The organism is Kribbella sp. NPDC051587 (assembly GCF_044453945.1).
Taxonomy (GTDB): domain Bacteria; phylum Actinomycetota; class Actinomycetes; order Propionibacteriales; family Kribbellaceae; genus Kribbella.
In genome coordinates this window covers 270,087-287,031 of record NZ_JBITDE010000012.1, presented here as the reverse complement: position 1 = coordinate 287,031, position 16,945 = coordinate 270,087, and the positions used below count along the sequence as shown (strand labels likewise).

General features: G+C 63.8%; 15 protein-coding genes. 6 read left to right on the top strand and 9 right to left on the bottom strand.

Annotated features, from left to right (window positions below):
- Window positions 1-492, bottom strand: a 492-nt coding sequence (locus ACIA49_RS33570; protein WP_396381971.1) for a hypothetical protein, incomplete at its 3' end; no start/stop codon positions are given.
- Between the two features lie 102 nt (window positions 493-594).
- Window positions 595-954, bottom strand: a complete 360-nt coding sequence (locus tag ACIA49_RS33565; protein ID WP_396381969.1) for a hypothetical protein — start codon at window positions 952-954, stop codon at window positions 595-597.
- A gap of 199 nt (window positions 955-1,153) precedes the next feature.
- Between ACIA49_RS33565 and ACIA49_RS33560 the strand changes: the two genes are divergently transcribed.
- Window positions 1,154-2,650, top strand: a complete 1,497-nt coding sequence (locus ACIA49_RS33560; RefSeq protein ID WP_396381967.1) for a M1 family aminopeptidase — start codon at window positions 1,154-1,156, stop codon at window positions 2,648-2,650.
- A 72-nt stretch (window positions 2,651-2,722) separates the two neighbouring features.
- Window positions 2,723-3,415 (top strand): TetR/AcrR family transcriptional regulator, encoded by a 693-nt coding sequence (locus ACIA49_RS33555; protein WP_396381966.1) that lies wholly within the window; start codon window positions 2,723-2,725, stop codon window positions 3,413-3,415.
- Window positions 3,416-3,461: 46 nt separating this feature from the next.
- On the opposite strand, the gene ACIA49_RS33550 is transcribed toward ACIA49_RS33555, so the two are convergent.
- On the bottom strand, window positions 3,462-4,310 hold the full coding sequence (locus ACIA49_RS33550; protein ID WP_396381964.1) for an alpha/beta fold hydrolase: 849 nt from the start codon (window positions 4,308-4,310) through the stop codon (window positions 3,462-3,464).
- Between the two features lie 391 nt (window positions 4,311-4,701).
- Between ACIA49_RS33550 and ACIA49_RS33545 the strand changes: the two genes are divergently transcribed.
- The 4 genes from ACIA49_RS33545 (at window position 4,702) to ACIA49_RS33530 (ending at window position 10,587) form a co-directional block, all read left to right on the top strand.
- Complete coding sequence (locus ACIA49_RS33545; RefSeq protein ID WP_396381963.1) at window positions 4,702-7,296, top strand: Calx-beta domain-containing protein; 2,595 nt, start codon at window positions 4,702-4,704, stop codon at window positions 7,294-7,296.
- 349 nt (window positions 7,297-7,645) lie between these two features.
- Window positions 7,646-8,323, top strand: a complete 678-nt coding sequence (locus tag ACIA49_RS33540) for a TetR/AcrR family transcriptional regulator (protein ID WP_396381982.1) — start codon at window positions 7,646-7,648, stop codon at window positions 8,321-8,323.
- A gap of 141 nt (window positions 8,324-8,464) precedes the next feature.
- The gene (locus tag ACIA49_RS33535; protein ID WP_396381961.1) at window positions 8,465-8,803 is read left to right on the top strand and encodes a hypothetical protein; all 339 of its coding nucleotides are present in this window, start codon (window positions 8,465-8,467) and stop codon (window positions 8,801-8,803) included.
- Between the two features lie 329 nt (window positions 8,804-9,132).
- On the top strand, window positions 9,133-10,587 hold the full coding sequence (locus ACIA49_RS33530; protein WP_396381960.1) for a multicopper oxidase family protein: 1,455 nt from the start codon (window positions 9,133-9,135) through the stop codon (window positions 10,585-10,587).
- An 82-nt stretch (window positions 10,588-10,669) separates the two neighbouring features.
- Here ACIA49_RS33530 and ACIA49_RS33525 read toward each other — a convergent pair whose 3' ends face one another.
- The 6 genes from ACIA49_RS33525 to ACIA49_RS33500 all read right to left on the bottom strand — a co-directional run bounded on the left by ACIA49_RS33525 (window position 10,670) and on the right by ACIA49_RS33500 (window position 16,827).
- Window positions 10,670-11,464 (bottom strand): thioesterase family protein, encoded by a 795-nt coding sequence (locus tag ACIA49_RS33525; protein WP_396381959.1) that lies wholly within the window; start codon window positions 11,462-11,464, stop codon window positions 10,670-10,672.
- A 132-nt stretch (window positions 11,465-11,596) separates the two neighbouring features.
- The gene (locus ACIA49_RS33520) at window positions 11,597-12,919 is read right to left on the bottom strand and encodes a cytochrome c biogenesis protein/redoxin (protein WP_396381957.1); all 1,323 of its coding nucleotides are present in this window, start codon (window positions 12,917-12,919) and stop codon (window positions 11,597-11,599) included.
- A 131-nt stretch (window positions 12,920-13,050) separates the two neighbouring features.
- Window positions 13,051-13,446: a hypothetical protein gene (locus tag ACIA49_RS33515; RefSeq protein ID WP_396381955.1), complete on the bottom strand. Its 396-nt coding sequence runs from the start codon at window positions 13,444-13,446 to the stop codon at window positions 13,051-13,053.
- A gap of 140 nt (window positions 13,447-13,586) precedes the next feature.
- Window positions 13,587-14,459 carry a terpene synthase family protein gene (locus ACIA49_RS33510; protein WP_396381954.1) on the bottom strand — a complete coding sequence of 291 codons (873 nt, stop codon included), beginning with the start codon at window positions 14,457-14,459 and terminating at the stop codon, window positions 13,587-13,589.
- Window positions 14,460-14,972: 513 nt separating this feature from the next.
- Window positions 14,973-15,785, bottom strand: coding sequence for a LuxR C-terminal-related transcriptional regulator (locus ACIA49_RS33505; protein WP_396381952.1), 813 nt, complete (start codon window positions 15,783-15,785; stop codon window positions 14,973-14,975).
- 37 nt (window positions 15,786-15,822) lie between these two features.
- A complete protein-coding gene (locus ACIA49_RS33500) occupies window positions 15,823-16,827 on the bottom strand; it encodes a WHG domain-containing protein (protein WP_396381951.1) in 1,005 nt (334 codons plus the stop codon).
- Window positions 16,828-16,945: the final 118 nt, after the last annotated feature.

Sequence of the window (16,945 nt, the reverse complement as noted above, 5' to 3'; positions counted from 1 at the left end):
GGCGGCCCCGCGGCCTTCGGGGGTGTGCCCCCCCGCCCCGGGCTGTGGGGCACTGGGTGTGCCACGCGGGGGGGGCGCCGTGGGGGGCGGGGCCGCCCCCCCCCCCCCCGCCAAGCTTGTACGGCGGTCAGCTCCAGTTGGAACAATCCGTGATGTTGTTCTCCCGCTGTAGTAGTGGTTGCAGACACGGATCTGCCAGACGTCCTGACCAGGAGTGATGCTCGAGGTCACACCCTCCTCGACCTTCCCGGTGTGGCGGATGATGCGGTCGTTGTAGAACTTGTAGTCGACCCAGGTTTCCCCTGTGCTGCCGCCGAACCACCAGATCCAGCTTGCGGCGCCACCGCTCGGGCTCTTGTCGAGCTGGGCGTAGGCGCCGTTGGAGGTGTAAACGGTCGTCGCCGCAGCAGCGGGTTGAACGACGGTGATTGCGGGCGCTGCGATCGTCGCTGTGGCGATCGCAGCGGAACTGGCGAAGTGCTTCAGCTTCACGGCTGTACTTGCCATCGAGCCGAGTCGGATGCCGAGCAGCAGTGGTCTGCGAGCGACTGGTCGATGAGCGGTCGAGCAGAGTGCCTCGACGGCGACATTCAGTCAGCTGTAATTGAGCGGAAACCAGTCCGAACCCGGCTGACTGACGGGGATGTAGTGGTGGGTCTCCTTCGACCTGCCATTGGTGAAGTACCAACGCACTGTGACGTTGCCCTTGAACCAGTATTCAGGGAAGTTCGAGCATCCGTGACTGCTCTTCGCACGGCTGTCCGTTTCCGCGAAGTTTCCGTTCCGGTCGGTCCCCCACACCCGCGCACCGACAATGTTGGCTCCACCGGGCGAGCAGGCGGCTGGGTGCTGACCGTTGGGGCTGGCCGACGCGGGGGCCGCCAGTAGGAGTCCAGCGGCACCGGACAGTGCGACGATGCCTGTGAGTAATCGTGTTCCAAAGCCGAGATTCATGACTTCTCCCTCAGATGGCCAAATCTCTCAGCCGCGGACGCGGCCTGCCTAGTGCAACCACAAGCAGTCAACGTCCTGTCAATGATCGCTCGATTCAGGCGGGAACTTTGGTGCGAGTTCGCGTCGCTCAACGAGTTGGCCGATGTGCAGTCAAGCGAGCATCATGCGGCTGTCTACTTGCTCCATTGACACTGGCCGGATGAGGATCCAGCGGCTACTCACATCCGGACTTGCGGTGCTCGTCTTCGCGGGGTGGACTCCAGGCCCTGGCATGGCCGCGCCCACCGAGGCGACCACGGATAACGCCCCCGCCGCAGTAGGCGCGGCTGGAATCGGTGACGCCGTCTGGCCCGAGGAAGGCAATGGGGGATACGACGTACTCGATCAGCGGCTCGCTTTTCGTTTCGCCACAGACCTTTCGAAGTACACCGCCAGTACCGCGTTGTCCGCTCGCGCGACTCAGGACTTGGACCGGTTCGATCTGGACTTGCTTGGGCCGAAGGTGGAGCGGGTCCGGGTGAACGGTAGGTTGGCCGCCTGGGCCAGCACCAGCGAGGGAGAGTTGGTCATCACCCCGGCGAGCAGGATCCACAACGGGGCTCACTTCGTGGTCGAGGTCAGCGTGACCAACACCGTGCCTGTGGCTGCGACGCCTGCCGACCTGCCGGCCTCCGGGCTCTTCCGTTCGGCGGGCTGGATTCAGTCGATCAACCAGCCTGCTGCCGCGCGCCGGATGCTTGCCGTCAGCGACCATCCGGCACAGAAGGCGCCGGCGACCTTCGTCATCACCGCGCCCAGTTCCCTGAACTCGATTGCCAACGGCAAGCTCCTACGGACGGTCAGATTGGGTGGGCTGACGACACGGGTCTTTCGTGAAGACCGCAGAATCGCCACCGAGCTGATGCAGATCGGTGTCGGGCCGTTCACCGTCGTTCGTCGCAGGGGACCTCACGGACTGGAGCTTCGCTATGCGGTGCCCACCGCGCGCTTGGCCGAGATCGAACCACAACTGGACGCGTTCGACGCGTCGGTGCGATTCATGGAGTCCCGGCTCGGACGGTTCCCGGGAGACCGCGCCGGTGCGTTGATCACTCCTTACGGGGGCGAGCTCGAGACTCAGGGCCTGACACTGTTGAAGGCTGACCTGATGACCAAGAAGGGCTTCGAGCAGGAGAGCGGAGCCACCATTGTGCTGCACGAGGTGTCGCACGAATGGTTCGGCAATTCGGTGTCACCTAAGCGCTGGTCGGATGTATGGCTCAATGAAGGCCATGCCACCTTCTACCATCAGGAGTGGATCGCGACGCACGGTGGAGGCCCGCAGGTCGATGTCACGCGGTCGACATACGAGGAGCTGGGCAACAAACTGCTGAAGAACGGGCCGATTGCCTTGCCCGATCCCGCTACTTTCCCTGGACCGGTAGCCTCATTCAGGCCTTACAGCAACGCTGCGTACCTCGGTGGTGCTCTGGTGCTGTTCGCCCTGGAGCAGCAGGTTGGGAAGGCAACGTTCACCAAGATCGAACGAGCCTGGGTGAGCGAGCACGCCAACGGTGTCGGTGGCACTGACGACTTCATTTCCACGGCGTCGCGTGTCGGGGGCTCGGATCTTGCCCCGTTCCTGCGGTCATGGCTGTACGGCACCAGCCTGCCTCGGATGCCCGGACATCCGGACTGGCGACCCGCGGCAGCCTGAGCCACCCGTCTGACGCGATGTCGAGGGTGCTGACGAGTTGCTGGAACCTTCAACGAACTGTAATGTCATGTCGTGCCGAAACCGTCGACGAGTGGTGAGTCGGGTCCGCAACGGGGCCGTCGTACGCCTCGGATCTCGGGCGACGACCGAGAGCGGGCGATCCTCGATGCCGCTCAACGGCTCTTGCAGCAGAAGCCCGTCCAAGACATTTCGATCGATGATCTGACGCGGGGCGTCGGGCTCTCGCGCCCGGCCTTCTACTTCTACTTTTCCTCGAAGACCGCCGTCGTGCTGGCGCTTCTGGACCGGATGGCCGAGGCCGTCCTCGCGGCCAGTAACCAACGGTTCGAGGATGCTGACGGTGATCCCGTCGGCCAGTGGCGGCTGGCGATCCAGGCGTCGGTGCAGACCTGGCAAGAGCATTCGGCGGTCGTTGTCGCGGTATCTCAGTTGCGGGCGGCACAGCCAGAGATCAGCGCACTGTGGACCCAGATCATGGAGCGTTGGGTTCGTCGGATCACCAAGGCGATCGAGGCGGAGCGAAAGCGTGGTGTGGCGCCGGCCGGCCTACCGGCCCGGGATCTGGCGATCGCGCTGAGCCTGATGAACGAACGCGCCATGCTGGCAGCCACAATGGGGGAGGAGCCGTCCCTGCCCGAGGACCAGTTGGTCGACATCCTCGCGCAGGTCTGGGTGAACGCGATCTATCTGACGCCCACGCCAAAGGCAGTCAACAGCACCTCGAAGCGCAGGCCCCGCTCCTGACGGACCGAGGCCTGACACCACCGCTTGTTCAACGCTGGGTTTCAGGTCAGCATTGAGCTCGGTCAGCAGCGACGTCCTGCCAGAAGTCGACCGCCAGCCGGGCGAACTCTCCTGACTTTTCGATCATCGGCATGTGTCCAGCGTCAGAAATCAGCTGGGTCCGGGCATACGGCAGGGCGTGGGTCGCAGCATCGAGGTCCGAAGGCCGTAGGACCTTGTCGTGGTCCCCCCACATCACGAGCGTGGGAACGCGATGCTGATTCAGCGCCTCGAGTAGCGGCAGCCGCCACTCGGCACGTTGTCCGCGGATCGAGAGGAGCTGCTCGGTCAGCGCCAACGATGCCGCAATGGTATGCGGCTGCTTCGAGGCGATGTACGTGTGCTTTGTGCGTTCCTCGGTCGCGAAGACCGGATTGAAGAAGAACGCCTTCTCGTTCCCACGCGCCATCCCGAGTGTGCCGTTACACATGATCAGGGCGGCGAGTGGACGGACTCCCAGGAGGCGAAGCGGAAGGTTGGCGTTGTGCGAGAATCCCGCGCTGTTGGTCAGCAGCAGGCTGCGCACTCGGTGGGGCGCCTCGACCGACGCGGTCATCGTGACAGCGCCGCCCATGGAGTTGCCGACGAGGTGAATGGGTTTGTCGATACGTGCCGCCTCGAGGAACGCGATCACCGAACGGCCGAGGGCCTTGAGGGTGTACGGCTCGCGCAGTGGATGAGAGTCGCCGAAACCCGGCAGATCGAGACTGTAAACACGGAAGCGTTGCTTCAGCAGTTCGTGTTGCTGCGCCCAGTCCTCCAGCGTTCGACCGAAACCGTGGATCAGGACCACGGGGTCTCCTTCTCCGTCCACGCGGTAGTGCAGACGAGTACCTTCAGCGGTCACGTAACTCATCGGTGCAGCCCTTCGTTGCGATACCCCATGCGCCCGCGGATCTGTCCGCTTGCGCCACTAGCTCACCAGCCGGTCCGCAACGATCGATGGATAAACCCTTGATGGCCTGGGCGGAGGTGGCGGTGTATCAGGAGTTCGTGACGGATCGTGGCCACCGACAACCATCGCTGCGGTCTGGGAGTCAGCACGGTGATCTGTCCACAACGAAGGGAACATCGTGCGGGTACTGGAAAGGGCGGGCCTGGTGATCGCGCTCGTCGCCGGAGCGATACTTTCTCCAACGGCTCTAGCGGCGACCGCATCGCCCGAGGAATCAGTTGTCGAAGGCAAGAACTGGGATGTCAGACCAGTGGCAGCCGGCTACCAGGTGAGGCTGGGTCTCGATTCGTCGATGCCGATACGCAACGCGTTGCCGCTGATCGCGGTCAACGGCGTACCGGTGGGCGCGGCAAGACAATCGGAGGACTCGCGCACCCTGACGACGATCAGTCGCGACGTATCGGTGCTGAAGGCAAAAGATGTTCGGTTGATCTGGTCGGCCGATCTCGGCAGAAACAAGGCACAACCTGGCAAGGCACCGACAGGAGATACCACCGACGCCGAGTGGCTGAAGGCGCCGCAGGGCCCGCCACTGGCCGTCGATCCGGGTGCGGCCGGTCCATATGCGGTGGACAAGGCTGAGTACAACTTGGGCGATCAGGCCGTGTACCTGCCCGGTCTCGGCGAGAAATCGGAGATCCTCGGCAAGGTGTACTCGCCGCACGGTGCGGTCGGAGCTCGGCCGCTGGTCATCTTCCTGCACGGCCGGAACCCGTTCTGCTACGGCAACGCCGCACAGGATGGGGCCAGCGTATGGCCATGTCGCAGTGGCGAGAAACCGGTGCCAAGCTACGCAGGCTACGACGGACCGGCGACGGCGCTCGCGAGTAACGGCTACCAGGTCGTCTCGATCAGTGCGAACGCGGTGAACGCCTTCGACGGCTCGACGTACGACCAAGGTGCGCAGGCCCGCGCCGAGCTGATCCTCGACCACCTCGCGCTGTGGAAGCAGTGGTCGACCACCGGCGGCGGTCCGTTCGGCAGCAGGTTTGTCGGCAAGGTCGATCTGAGTAACGTCGGATTGATGGGCCACTCGCGAGGTGGCGAAGGCGTCGTTCGAGCCGCTGCGCTCAACGCCGACCGCGGTGGCCAGTACGGGATCCGCGCCGTACTGCCGCTGGCCCCGACTGACTTTGCGCGGTCGACTGTGCCCGGTGTCGCGATGAGCATCATCCTCCCGTACTGCGACGGCGACGTTTCCGACCTGGGGGGTCAGAAGTTCTATGACGACAGCAGGTACTCCGTGACCGGTGATGCAGCGACTCGTTCGACCGTCCTGGTGATGGGGGCCAACCACAACTTCTTCAACACCGAGTGGACTCCCGGGCAGTCGGTGTCGTTCTCGATCGACGACTGGCACCAAGCGGACGAGAAGGCGGCACCGTGTGGTGCGAAGTACGCGGGCCGGTTGACGCCGAAGGAGCAGCAGGCCGTCGGCACGGCGTACGTTGCCGGCTTCTTTCGCCTGCAGCTTGGGCATGAAACCAAGCTGCTTCCGCTACTCGACGGCTCGAACGCGCATCCGGCCTCGGCTGGGCGCGCTGTGGTTCGGGTGGTCTCGCAGGCGCCGCTGGCCAGCCGGCAAGATGTCAGCCGCCTCGATGAGGCACTACCTTCCGGTGCTGTGGTCGGTAGCGCCAGGGCAGCAGTTTGTGCGGGCCTTGCTTCCGCTTCTCAGGCTGCAGTCGGACCTACTGGTCCGAAGTGTCTGACGACCGCCGATAGCTCGACCTCACCGCATTGGAATGCGGCCTACTACGCCCAGAGCGCTCCGACGACGGCAGTCACCAAACTCACCTGGACCGGCACGAACGGCGTGATGCGGGTGGATGTCGGCGCCGCGCAGCGGAATGTCAGCCGGTACTCCGCGCTGACCTTCCGCGCGACTCCCGATCCATCGGGGGCGCCAAGGACGGATCTGACCGTGCGCGTGATAGACGGCCATGGCGGCGCATCGTCGATACCAGTGTCGGCGGTCAGCGATGCGCTGCTCCGGCTGCCAGGCTCGGGCGAGGATGGTCTGTCGAAGAATCTGCTGCGTACCGTACGAATCCCGACCAGCTCACTGACAGGGGTCGATCTGCGCGATGTCCGGGCCATCGAGCTACGGACCGACAAGGTGGCGTCCGGTTCGGTCTTCGTCAGCGACCTCGCGTTCTCGATCCCTGGCGTTGGCGAGTCAGGGCCGACGCGGGTGCCGACATTGTCTGTCACCGACGGTGGGAAGGTCGCCGAGGGCGACGACGCCACCAAGGATGTCGACCTCTGGGTGAAACTGTCGCGACCGAGCTCTCGACCGGTCAGTGTGTCCGCTGAAACGGGCGGCGACCTGGGCTCGTCTGTGGGCCACGTTGCCGAGCAGGTGGTGTTCGAGCCCGGCCAGACCAGACACAAGATCACCGTTGCGGTCACCGGCAACACCATGGACAGCGAAGACTTGAAGGCCAGTCTGGTGCTTTCAGCGCCGGTGGAGGCGCAACTTGGCGAGTCGTTCGGCAGACTTCTGGTGGTCGACGACGATGCCACACCTGCTTTGACCATCAGCCCGGCGAGGGCAGCCGAGAGTGCCGGCTCGATAAAGTTCGCAATGAGGCTGTCAGCACCAAGCGAGAAGTTCGTCATTGTGAAGGCGAATCTCGTCGACGGTACTGCGATGATCCGGCAGGACTTCACAGCTATCGGGGACGATGGCTCCACCGTGCCGCCCGACCGCTTTGTCGAGACAGTTCTCGAACCCGGCCAGACGGTGGGCGCAGTAGAGGCCGCGCTGGTCGACGACAAGGTGAAGGAAGACACTGAAACCTTCGCCCTCCATGTCATCAGCGTCGACAGCGCAACCTTCGCGGCCCCGACTGACATCGTCGCGACGATCATCGACGACGACTGACCGAACTCAGTTGCCAAGGTCGGCCGGGCGGATGGCCGGCCGGTCCAACGCCCGTCCCGACTGCTGCCTTCGCCGTGCTCGGGACGTGCAGGACCGGTCCGCGGGCATCCGTGGGTAACCCCTCCAGTTCGAGTCGGGACCTGCCGTCACGAGTGCCGGATGGGGCGGCACCGATTGTTTACGCCATGTCCACTCGCGTCAGGTCCGATGGTGTAATCCGTTGCCTGGGATGCTGCTTGATCTGGGAAGGAAAGACGGTGCGTCGGCTCGGGCTCTCCGGGGGTTCGCCGGCGCCTGGAAGTCCCGCACACGGAAGTCTGGTAGGACCGGGACGATTGAAGTGGTGACCATGTATGGCCTTTCCGACGAGGAACCGGCCCCCGTTCGCGGGCGGCGCACTCCTCGGGTCTCGGGTGACGACCGGGAGCAAGCGATTCTGGATGCCGCGCACCACCTGCTAGGCGAGAAACCGTTGCAGGCTATCTCGGTGGAGGAATTGACGAGGATCGTCGGAATCTCGAGACCGGCTTTCTACTTCTACTTTTCGTCGAAGGCGGACGTTGTGCTCGCGCTGCTGGATCGGATCGCGCAGGCGTCTTTCGAGGCTGCTGATCGAAGGTACGAGAATGCCGACGGTGATCCGTTCGGCCTGTGGCACTCGGGGATCCTTGCCTCGGTCCGGACCTGGACAGAGCACCGGGCCGTGATCGAGGCCGTTGCCCAACTGCGGCCCGGACATCCGCAGATCAGGGACCTCTGGGCTCTGATCATGGAGCGTTGGGTCCAACGGGTCGCGGCAGCGATCGAGCGCGAGCGAGAGGGTGGTATGGCCCCGGCCGGAGTGCCGGCCAGGGAACTGGCAATCGCACTCAGCTTGATGAACGAACGTGCCATGCATGCGACCTCGGTAGGTGATGAACCTGCACTCACCCAGGACCGACTGGTCGACAGCCTTACTCAGATCTGGGTCAACGCCATTTACCTGACGGCGAATCCACCCAGAGTGCCCGAGGCTGAGGCTCGTTGACCGGCTCACAGCACGATGTCGCGATGCAACATCGAGGCTCCCGGCAATGGAACGTCGACTCGATGTCGACGACTGTCGTGTGGGCTGAGAGCACCGCCCAGGTTCCGCGATCGGAACCCAATGACTTAAGGAGGACCTCTTATGAAGATGGCACGTGGCGTAGGGTCGATTGTAGGCGTAGCGGTTCTGACAACCGCCGCCGCCTTCGCGGCGGCCGGGCCGGCAGCAGCCGGCTCGAACGGCCAGCACGTGAAGGCTTGTGGAAGCGCCTTCTCAGCCACGATCTGGGGCACAGACCAGAACGGACACTTTGCGCAGGCGCCGATCACGCTTGTCAAGAACGGATGCGCGGAGTTTGGCACGCTCTGGCTCAAGGGTGCCGTGACCGTCCGCTGGTATAGCAACCGAGGGAGCTACTCAGAGAGCCAATTCAACATTCCGGTCAGCTGGCCCCAGGACTGGTACTCCGTTTACAAGTAAACACCGCTTGGAGTCAGTCGCTGGTGAGCACGTCAGGGGCCACTGATTCCCGTGCAAGGCACCAAAGGGACGGTAACGCAGCTCAGTTGGTTTGCGTTGCCGTCCCTTTCGTCTTGTAGTCGAAGCATCGCTGCCGACGACACCTACGCGCTGTCTACGACCTGTCGACCGATCCAGGATTCCCTAGGTCACATGTGTCCCACAGACCCGCCACTGGTGACTGAGCATCGATCCGTCCCCCCGCGTCTCAGCGCGGCCTTCATCCGGTTCCGCCACTCGTCTCATTCCATCCCTCCGCACGCCATCGCGCCCAGTGCCAAGGAGCTTCCATGATCAGTCGTCGGAATGTCTTGGCGCTCGGTGTTTTGTCTGCCGCCGCTGCCGCCGCGCCCTTGGAGCGATTGGTGCTGTCGCCGACCAGCGCAACTGCCAACGCGGCGACTTCGAGCCCGCCGATCCCACTTTTCGACCGTGCGTTAACGGTCCCACCGGTGTTGCGACCGCGACGACTCGGCAGCGTGGACTACTACGACATCACGATGCGCACGACGGACGTCGAGTTGCTGCCCGGAGCCACCAGTAACCTCTGGACGTACGGAGGTGAGTCTCCCGGTCCGGTGATCAAGGCAGTTGCCGGTCGCCCCGTAATCGTCCAGCAGCGAAACCAACTGCCTGAGCCTGCCGCGGTTCACCTCCATGGCGGAAACGTGCCGTCTGCTTCCGATGGTCTGCCCGGCGACGAAATCCAGCCGGGAGGCTCACGCAGGTATCTGTACCCGAACCGCCAGCCGGCTGCGACGCTCTACTACCACGATCACGTCCATCATCTCGAATCACCGCACACCTATCGCGGTCTCACCGGGTTGTATCTCCTGACGGATCGTGCCGAACAACGTCTCTGCCTACCCACGGGCAAGTACGACGTGCCGCTGGTTCTTCAGGATCGGCTGTTCAATGCGGACGGCTCGCTGCGGATGCCGGGTCCGCGCGACATCGTCGGGGATGTGACCTTGGTGAATGGGCGTCCGACGCCGGTGCTGGAGGTGGAGCAGCGGCCCTATCGATTCCGCCTGCTCAACGGCTCATCGCTGGACGGAATTCAGCAACTGAGCCTGGGCGATGGCGAACAGTTCCAGGTCATCGCCTCCGACGGTGGCCTTCTGAGTGCGCCGGTAGCGGTGAACGGCCTGACCCTGTCGCCGTCAGAGCGGTACGAGATCGTCATCGACTTCTCGAAGTATCCGATCGGCACGCAACTCGAGCTCCGGAACAGTCTCGTTGCCACGGGCTTGTCTCCGCATGTCATGCGTTTCGACGTGACCCAACGTGCGACGTCGGCCTTTGGCCCTGTCGGGAAGCGTCTTGTCCCCGTGCCGCGTCTGCGCGAGGCAGTGGCCACGGTGCGGCGCGAGTTCGTCTTCCAGTTCAACCAGGCCGCTACACAGATGGAGATCAACGGCAAGGCGTTCGACCCGAACCGGATCGATATCAAGCCGCGTCTCGGGGACACGGAAATCTGGACCGTGCGGAACGCTGACCAGTCGCCGCCCATCCCACACGTCTTTCACACTCACCTGGTCCGCTTCCAGGTCCTGGATCGCGATGGCAAGCCCGCCGGTCCGCTGGAGGCCGGCTGGAAGGACAGCATCTTGATCAATCCCGGTGAGTCCGTCCGGCTGATCATGCGCTTCGGGGACTTCACTGGCCGCTATCTCTATCACTGTCACCTGTTGGGTCACGCCGACCTCGGCATGATGGCCCAGATGGAGGTCGTCCGCCGCTGAGTTAACCGGCTCATTCCACGAGTCTGTCCCGACTTTCCGATCGTGGGGTCGGGACAGACTCCGTTGCCGCCTGACCGCAAGCTCAGCGAAGGGTTCCCAGCTGAGTGCTATGAGCAACCAATTTGCCCGTGCGGTCCCAGATGTAGCAGGACTGGTCGACTTGTCCGTCGAGAACCATGTTGGCCCGCTGGAGGATCCGTACGGGACCATCGGCCGGTAGCGCACGAATGTATGTCGTGAGCGAGATCGTCGGAGCCCACCGGGTGGGATAGATGTCGAACGTCGCCGGCGGGAGTGCGTCGCTGGCGAAGATTAGCGACACCGGGTCGAACGGCTCGTTGTCAGGCAGCGAGAGCCACGCACGGAGTTCACCTGTACCGGACGGCTCGAGCCAAAAGGCGGTGTCGAGGTCCATATGTATGACGATCTCGTCCATGATCGGCACCGGATCACCGGATGGAGCGACGCTCGGTACGCGGAGAGCGGGGTACACCCCCGGCCGCGGGAAGCTTGGCGAGTCACTCTGCCAGTCGGTGGATGCCCCCTTCATCAACGAACCAAGCGTGAGCATGCTCTCGACTCGCACCTCGTCGTCCTGCCTCAATGTGGCGCGTATCTGGCTCACACCACGCCCCATGTGTATCTGCTCAAGGAGCACCTGAGCGGGGCCGGGCTTTGGTGGCCGGGCGTACTGCGCGGTGGCGGAAAGAATATGAGGATGATCGCCGACTGCCAGCGCTGCCCTTGCGGCGGTGGCCAGAAGATAGCCCCCGTTCGGCCACCTCGCCGCGCTCCACCGATCGTTGATCTCGATATCGAACTCCAGTGGAGCTCGCTGCGTGACCGCCGAGGCTTGGGCGAAGGTCGTCGTGCTCATCAGTTGTCTCCTGGATCTTTCGTGTAGGGCAGCAGGGGAGACGTCCGCGGCCCTCTCAGACGTCGTCGAGCGAATCACGCCAAGTCTGCTGGCGTCTGATCGACAATCGGTCCACACAGGCTGACTCCATCGTCACATCTCCACCTGTTCTCCGAGCTTGATCGTCGGGTTGGAATCGGTGAGCAGCTGTCGGATCTGACTCTCCAGTTGCGCGTAGCCGCCCTCGCCGAAGTTGATGGACCGAACTGTTCCGGTCGCGTCGACCAGGTACTTGGCAGGCCAGTACTGATTTCGAAACGCGTTCCAGGTGGCGTAGTCGTTGTCCTGGCCGACCGGGTAGGCGATGCCTTTGTCGCGAACAGCCTTGGCCACGTTGCCGGCGTCCCGCTCGAAGGAGTACTCCGGCGTGTGGATCCCGACAACCTCGAACCCCTGGTCCTTGTAGGCGTCGTACAGCCGGCCGATGTGTGGGTTGTCCCGCTCGCAGTTGATGCAGTCGAACGTCCAGAAGTCGACCAGAACAACCTTGCCTTTGAGTCCGGCCAGCGTCACAGGGCGGCCCGCGGGCGCATTGAACCATTGCTGGGTGCCTCGGATCTCCGGCGCGGGCCCGCAGTCGGCGAGATCGACGGCACCTGGGGTGCAGCTGTCCAGCTTGGCTCCGTCAGCTCCGTTCGCCGGCGCCAGCTTTCCGCCGGGCCGTAGGGCATCGGCAATCTTTTGCTCGAGACCGCTGGTGTAGCTCGGGATGGCCTGCTGTACCGCGTTGGTTGCACCGAGAGAAAGAGACAGCGCCAGGACAATCATGACGATCCCGCCGATCGTGCGGAAGATCCGTGCGCGATGCCGGTAGCTGGTGAGCCGCTCGGAGATCCGTGATCCGGCCAACGCGAAGACGAGCAGTGGGAAGGCTGCACCAACAGCAAACGCCAGCGTGAGCACAACGGTGTTCCATCCAACAGTTCCGGTTGCTCCGGCAACCGTGACAGCGGCGAGGACGGGACCTGCACAGGGCACGTACAAGGTGCCTAGCCCAAGGCCCAGAAGGAATCCGCCGCGGTCCCTTTCCTGGGAGATCGTCGGCAGACGATAGAAGGGACGCTCAAGTAGATGGCCGAGTTGCGGGATGATCAGCCCGAGGCCGACCAACGTCAGTACGACAAGTCCTGCCCAACGGAGCAAGCTGTCCGGGAGGCCGAGCGCGGAGAGCAGGACCGTGCCGGTCAAGGTGATGAGGCTGAAGCTGACGACAATGCCCGCGATGATGCGGCTCGGCCGCCGGCTGGACGCCCGGCCAGTCGCCGGTCCCTCGACCAGCAGCCGACCGGCGGTATCGCCCGGCGGCGTGGTCGCGCCGGTGCCAGCAAAGAAGACGATGGGCAGCATGGGCAGAACGCACGGGGAGACTCCGGTGATCAAGCCTCCGAGAAGACCTATCAGGACAAGCGTGCTCATGGCGGAACACTCCAGATGTATGAGAAGAATGCGTATTCAAAACGGTATCTGGAGGCTTTGATGAGCACGCTTGTATCGACGTTACGTAACACTTACGTCAGTTGCTGGTAGGTCGAAGCACGCTCAGATAATCAGCTTGGGCAACCTGATCCAGAGGCATACGCGTTCTGGGTAGCTCCTAGCAGGGTGTAGCACCAGTTGCGATCGTTCGACAGCGTCCTGTTGTCGAACTGATGGTACTTGCCGCCAGCATAGTCAAAACTGACCTCAACCGAGGTCGCTTGTGCGGGAATATAGGCCCGCCAGGTCTGTCCATTGCGCCGATTGGTGTGGCAGTAGTCGCCGGCGACCCCGGTCGGTAGCCAGTGGTAGCAGGTCTGTGCGACATAGGCGGCGTGATTCGTGAACTGTAGATAGTGGTTTTCGGCAGGCTGCGCTGGTGCTGCGCTAGCCGTAGTGGTGAGGGCGGCGATGATCCCCACCGATGCCACGAGGGTGGCGCCGAGGCGACTGGTGGCAGAGGTCATGAGTTGCTCCGATCGTTGCATGCGGTATCACCCGGTTTCAGGTGACACCGCCAGCAGACCGAATGGGTGTCGACAGGGGATTGACATCGGCTTGCCTGCCGGCCTCGCCGTTGCCTCCGATCGAGGAGTCGGCGAGCAGCTCACCCTTCTAGAAGGTCCCACCACCAAGCGATGGCAGGCATATCGATGGGCTTGTCGGCGTCCGGCGCGGAGATGTCTGTGAGCTGCACCGTGAGTTCGAGGTCGGGCGCGCTGTCCAGGCCATCGACGCTGGAGGATCCTTCGACCTGGCGCTGGTTGTACCAGTCGAGGGAGCCCCTGATTGCACACACGACCCCGGTGAGGTACGCCCGCAGGTCTGGACTGGCCAGCGGCATGATCTGAGCGCGGAGGCGAACGATCAGGCGCATCACTCGGTTCCGCAGTTCGACCGCGTGAAGGAAGGCATCCTGCAAGGAATAGCCGTGCGTCAAGATGAGCAGACCGACCAGGTTGAGGACTGGCTCGCGACCACCGTTGAGCATCCGATGCCTGCTGTAGGAGAACAGGTCGTTGTCCCAGCCGGCGAGCAACCCCCAGGCCTCGTTGATGGCCTGAACAACCGGGGAGTACATTTCCTCGTCCGGTACATCTATGCAGCGGGTGAACTCTATCGCCGCGCGAACCGGGCCGACGCCGATGGTGTGCATCCGAATGGACGCGTACTCGTTGAGCGTCGGAATCTCGTTGGACACGACGTACACGCGCTCCCACGTGACGGCGGTCAACATGCTCCGGTGGCCGTCGATCCATCGGTGGCGCTGCGCCGGGGTCGCGGTCGCATTGAACCGGCGTGCCACGTCCCGCCAGGGCGCGAGAAAAGGATCGTTGTCGGCCAGCAGTTCCGAGTCCGGCACCTCCAGCAAGCGCACCAACCGCGCTGCTGCCCGCGACGTGGAGGCTTCCATTCGGGCGCTGGTCTCCGACGCCCCGTTGTTCTCGAAGACGAGTGTGTCGAGCGCACGGATGATCATCGACCAGTCCGCAATGACTCGCATTCCGAGGTCGTCACCGACGGGCCAGGTCAGCCCGGCGGCCTTGACCCAGCTACTTCCGTCGACCACGGACTGCACGCGGGGGAGCCGGAAGAATTCGTGCTTCTCCATCCAGGTCAGCGTTCGCCGCTGGAGCACCTCGGTCCGCGGATGAATCGAGAAAGGAAACGGGCAATAGAGCGAAGGTACGCCGATGATCAGCTTTTCGGCACGCGCGGTTCCCATCACTGTCCTCTCGAAGCGCAGGGCTGTCGTGGTGTTGTGTTTGCCGGTGGTCAGACCGTGCCGCGCGATAGACGCGGGACAGGACTGTCAGGGCGGCGCGGCGGACCACAACGAGGGCCCCGGCGGTATGGGTCATAGATCGCGAGCCCAAGGGGCGGCGCAGTACGGCAACGGCGAACACCCGTTGGACAGCCACAAGGTTAGTTTCGCCGGGTATACATGTCGTCAACGGCGCAATGAAAAGATTGTGGCCGAGCTGGTTGACGGTTACAGCTCCCCGCTGAGGCGCGCTCGGTGGGCAGCTGCTGTTCTGTTGTGAACTTCGAGCTTGCGCATCGCCGAACGCAGGTAGGCCTTCACGGTCTCGACGCTGATCCCGAGTCGCGTCGCGATCTCCAGGTTGCTCTCACCGATCTCTACGAGCTTCAGGGTGTCCACTTCGCGTGGAGACAATCGCTGACTACATCGCTTCGGTGTCGGGTCGTTGATCAAGCCGCGCTGGATTCTGACCAATCTGGCGCGCAAGCTGGGTTCCGCGGTCTCGCGAATGACCGCTGCTAGTTCTGCCAGCGCTGTCGTCGGCCCGACGGTGGGATCGGTCGTCTGCTCAGTGAGTCGCCGCTCGATGTCCTGCTGCAGTTGATCGGCCATGACGGTCGCAGCCCGGACGGCTCTGTCTCCGAGGGGACGGTGGTCACGTGCGGCGCCGTAGACAACTCCCCGCACCTCCCCGTGGATGAGGATCGGCACAGCAAGGATCGAGGTCAGCTCCTCGACTCCGACCACGACGTAGTCGAAATCGTGCGTGATGCCCATAGCCGTCGCGTAGTCATGCACGCGAAGAGGTACCCGCTGGCGGATGACACAGCCCCCGAGACCGCGCCCCGCGGGAATCGAGAGTCCGATCAAGGCGTCGCCATAGGTCCCCAGCGTCCGATCGAGGACGAGTGTCGTCCCATCCGGGCCGTAGCGTGTCGCCCCGCCGAGTACTACCGGGACGCCGGCTACGCGCCGGAGACGTTCCATTCGCTCGGGCAGCAGTTCCTGGATCGCTCGCCGGGCGGCGAGGTGGTCATGCATCGTGCCCTCCCTGATGGTGGAAGGTGGAGAGACGGGGCTACCGTGAGCCCGCGGCCCGGCTGGCTGGTTGACTGGCGAAAACGCCGCTGGCGGTCATGACGACTTGGTCGTCGGCAATGAGCTTGGCGCTCGCGTACGAGAGTCGGGATCCATGTCGGTGCACTTCGGCCTCGCCTTGCAACCACTGCCCCACCCGGGCTGATCCCACGAAGTCCGTCGTCATGGAAACTGTCACGATCGGGGGCGAGTCGGGGTGCTTGCGAAGAACCGTGTGTCCGAGCAACGTGTCGGCCAAGGTGGCCAGCACGCCAGCGTGTGCGAGCCCGCGGGTGTTGGTGTGGCGGTGGTCCAGCCAAAGCCCCGCCACCAGGGTGTCTCTCGCTGCCTCGTATACCGGACCGATCAGCTCGAGGTAGGGACTGGGACATGTGTAGGGGACGAAACCGGCCGGCGGTTGCGCATCGACCTCAGAAGGAGCCCGCTCCGTCTTCCTCCTTGCAGGCCCCAGGCCCTGGAAGAGCGTGTCGAAGCCCAGCCGCCAGCGGCGCTCCGTCGACTGTGGTGAGTCGCCCAGACGATCGGCGCCCTCGGCCGCGGACAGGCCTTCGGCGAGTGCGAAGACAAGGTGTGCGACGTCTCGGGGATCTTTGTTGAGGAGGCCGGCCGCAACGGCGGCGCGAGCGTGCCCGACGAAGACCTCTCGCACCTTGACACCTGCTTGCTCGTCTTCGGGAGTGGGCTCGAAGTCCGCGAACGGTCGCGAGAACATGATTTGTGCCAGTACCGGATTGGTCAGCACGAACGTCCGGAAGACGGCGCAACAGGCCTCGAGCGACGCGAACGGATCCGAGCCTGATTCCACACCCGCTAGCTCGTCGCCGAGAAGGCGAAATCCCTCGAAGAACACGGCCCGGATCAAGCCGGCCTTGTCGCCGAAGACCTCGTAGATCGCAGGCACTGACGCGCCGGCGTGCTGGGCGACGGCACGCGTGGTCAGCCCAGCCGGCCCTTTGGTTGCGAGCACGGCCAGCGCACTGGCCACTCCACGCTCTCGGAGCGCAGCGGTTCGCTGCTTGAGTCTCGGCACAACGCCGACCGTAGCAGTCGTCGAGCATATTGGGAACAGCGTTACGGAACACTGATACGAAACGCTTTGGGTC

Coding starts and splice junctions, on each gene's coding strand:
- ACIA49_RS33565 (WP_396381969.1), bottom strand. CDS start 954: ATGAATCTCGGCTTTGGAACACGATTACTCACAGGCATCGTCGCACTG.
- ACIA49_RS33560 (WP_396381967.1), top strand. CDS start 1,154: ATGAGGATCCAGCGGCTACTCACATCCGGACTTGCGGTGCTCGTCTTC.
- ACIA49_RS33550 (WP_396381964.1), bottom strand. CDS start 4,310: ATGAGTTACGTGACCGCTGAAGGTACTCGTCTGCACTACCGCGTGGAC.
- ACIA49_RS33545 (WP_396381963.1), top strand. CDS start 4,702: ATGCCGATACGCAACGCGTTGCCGCTGATCGCGGTCAACGGCGTACCG.
- ACIA49_RS33540 (WP_396381982.1), top strand. CDS start 7,646: ATGTATGGCCTTTCCGACGAGGAACCGGCCCCCGTTCGCGGGCGGCGC.
- ACIA49_RS33535 (WP_396381961.1), top strand. CDS start 8,465: ATGAAGATGGCACGTGGCGTAGGGTCGATTGTAGGCGTAGCGGTTCTG.
- ACIA49_RS33530 (WP_396381960.1), top strand. CDS start 9,133: ATGATCAGTCGTCGGAATGTCTTGGCGCTCGGTGTTTTGTCTGCCGCC.
- ACIA49_RS33525 (WP_396381959.1), bottom strand. CDS start 11,464: ATGAGCACGACGACCTTCGCCCAAGCCTCGGCGGTCACGCAGCGAGCT.
- ACIA49_RS33520 (WP_396381957.1), bottom strand. CDS start 12,919: ATGAGCACGCTTGTCCTGATAGGTCTTCTCGGAGGCTTGATCACCGGA.
- ACIA49_RS33515 (WP_396381955.1), bottom strand. CDS start 13,446: ATGACCTCTGCCACCAGTCGCCTCGGCGCCACCCTCGTGGCATCGGTG.
- ACIA49_RS33510 (WP_396381954.1), bottom strand. CDS start 14,459: ATGATCATCCGTGCGCTCGACACACTCGTCTTCGAGAACAACGGGGCG.
- ACIA49_RS33505 (WP_396381952.1), bottom strand. CDS start 15,785: ATGCATGACCACCTCGCCGCCCGGCGAGCGATCCAGGAACTGCTGCCC.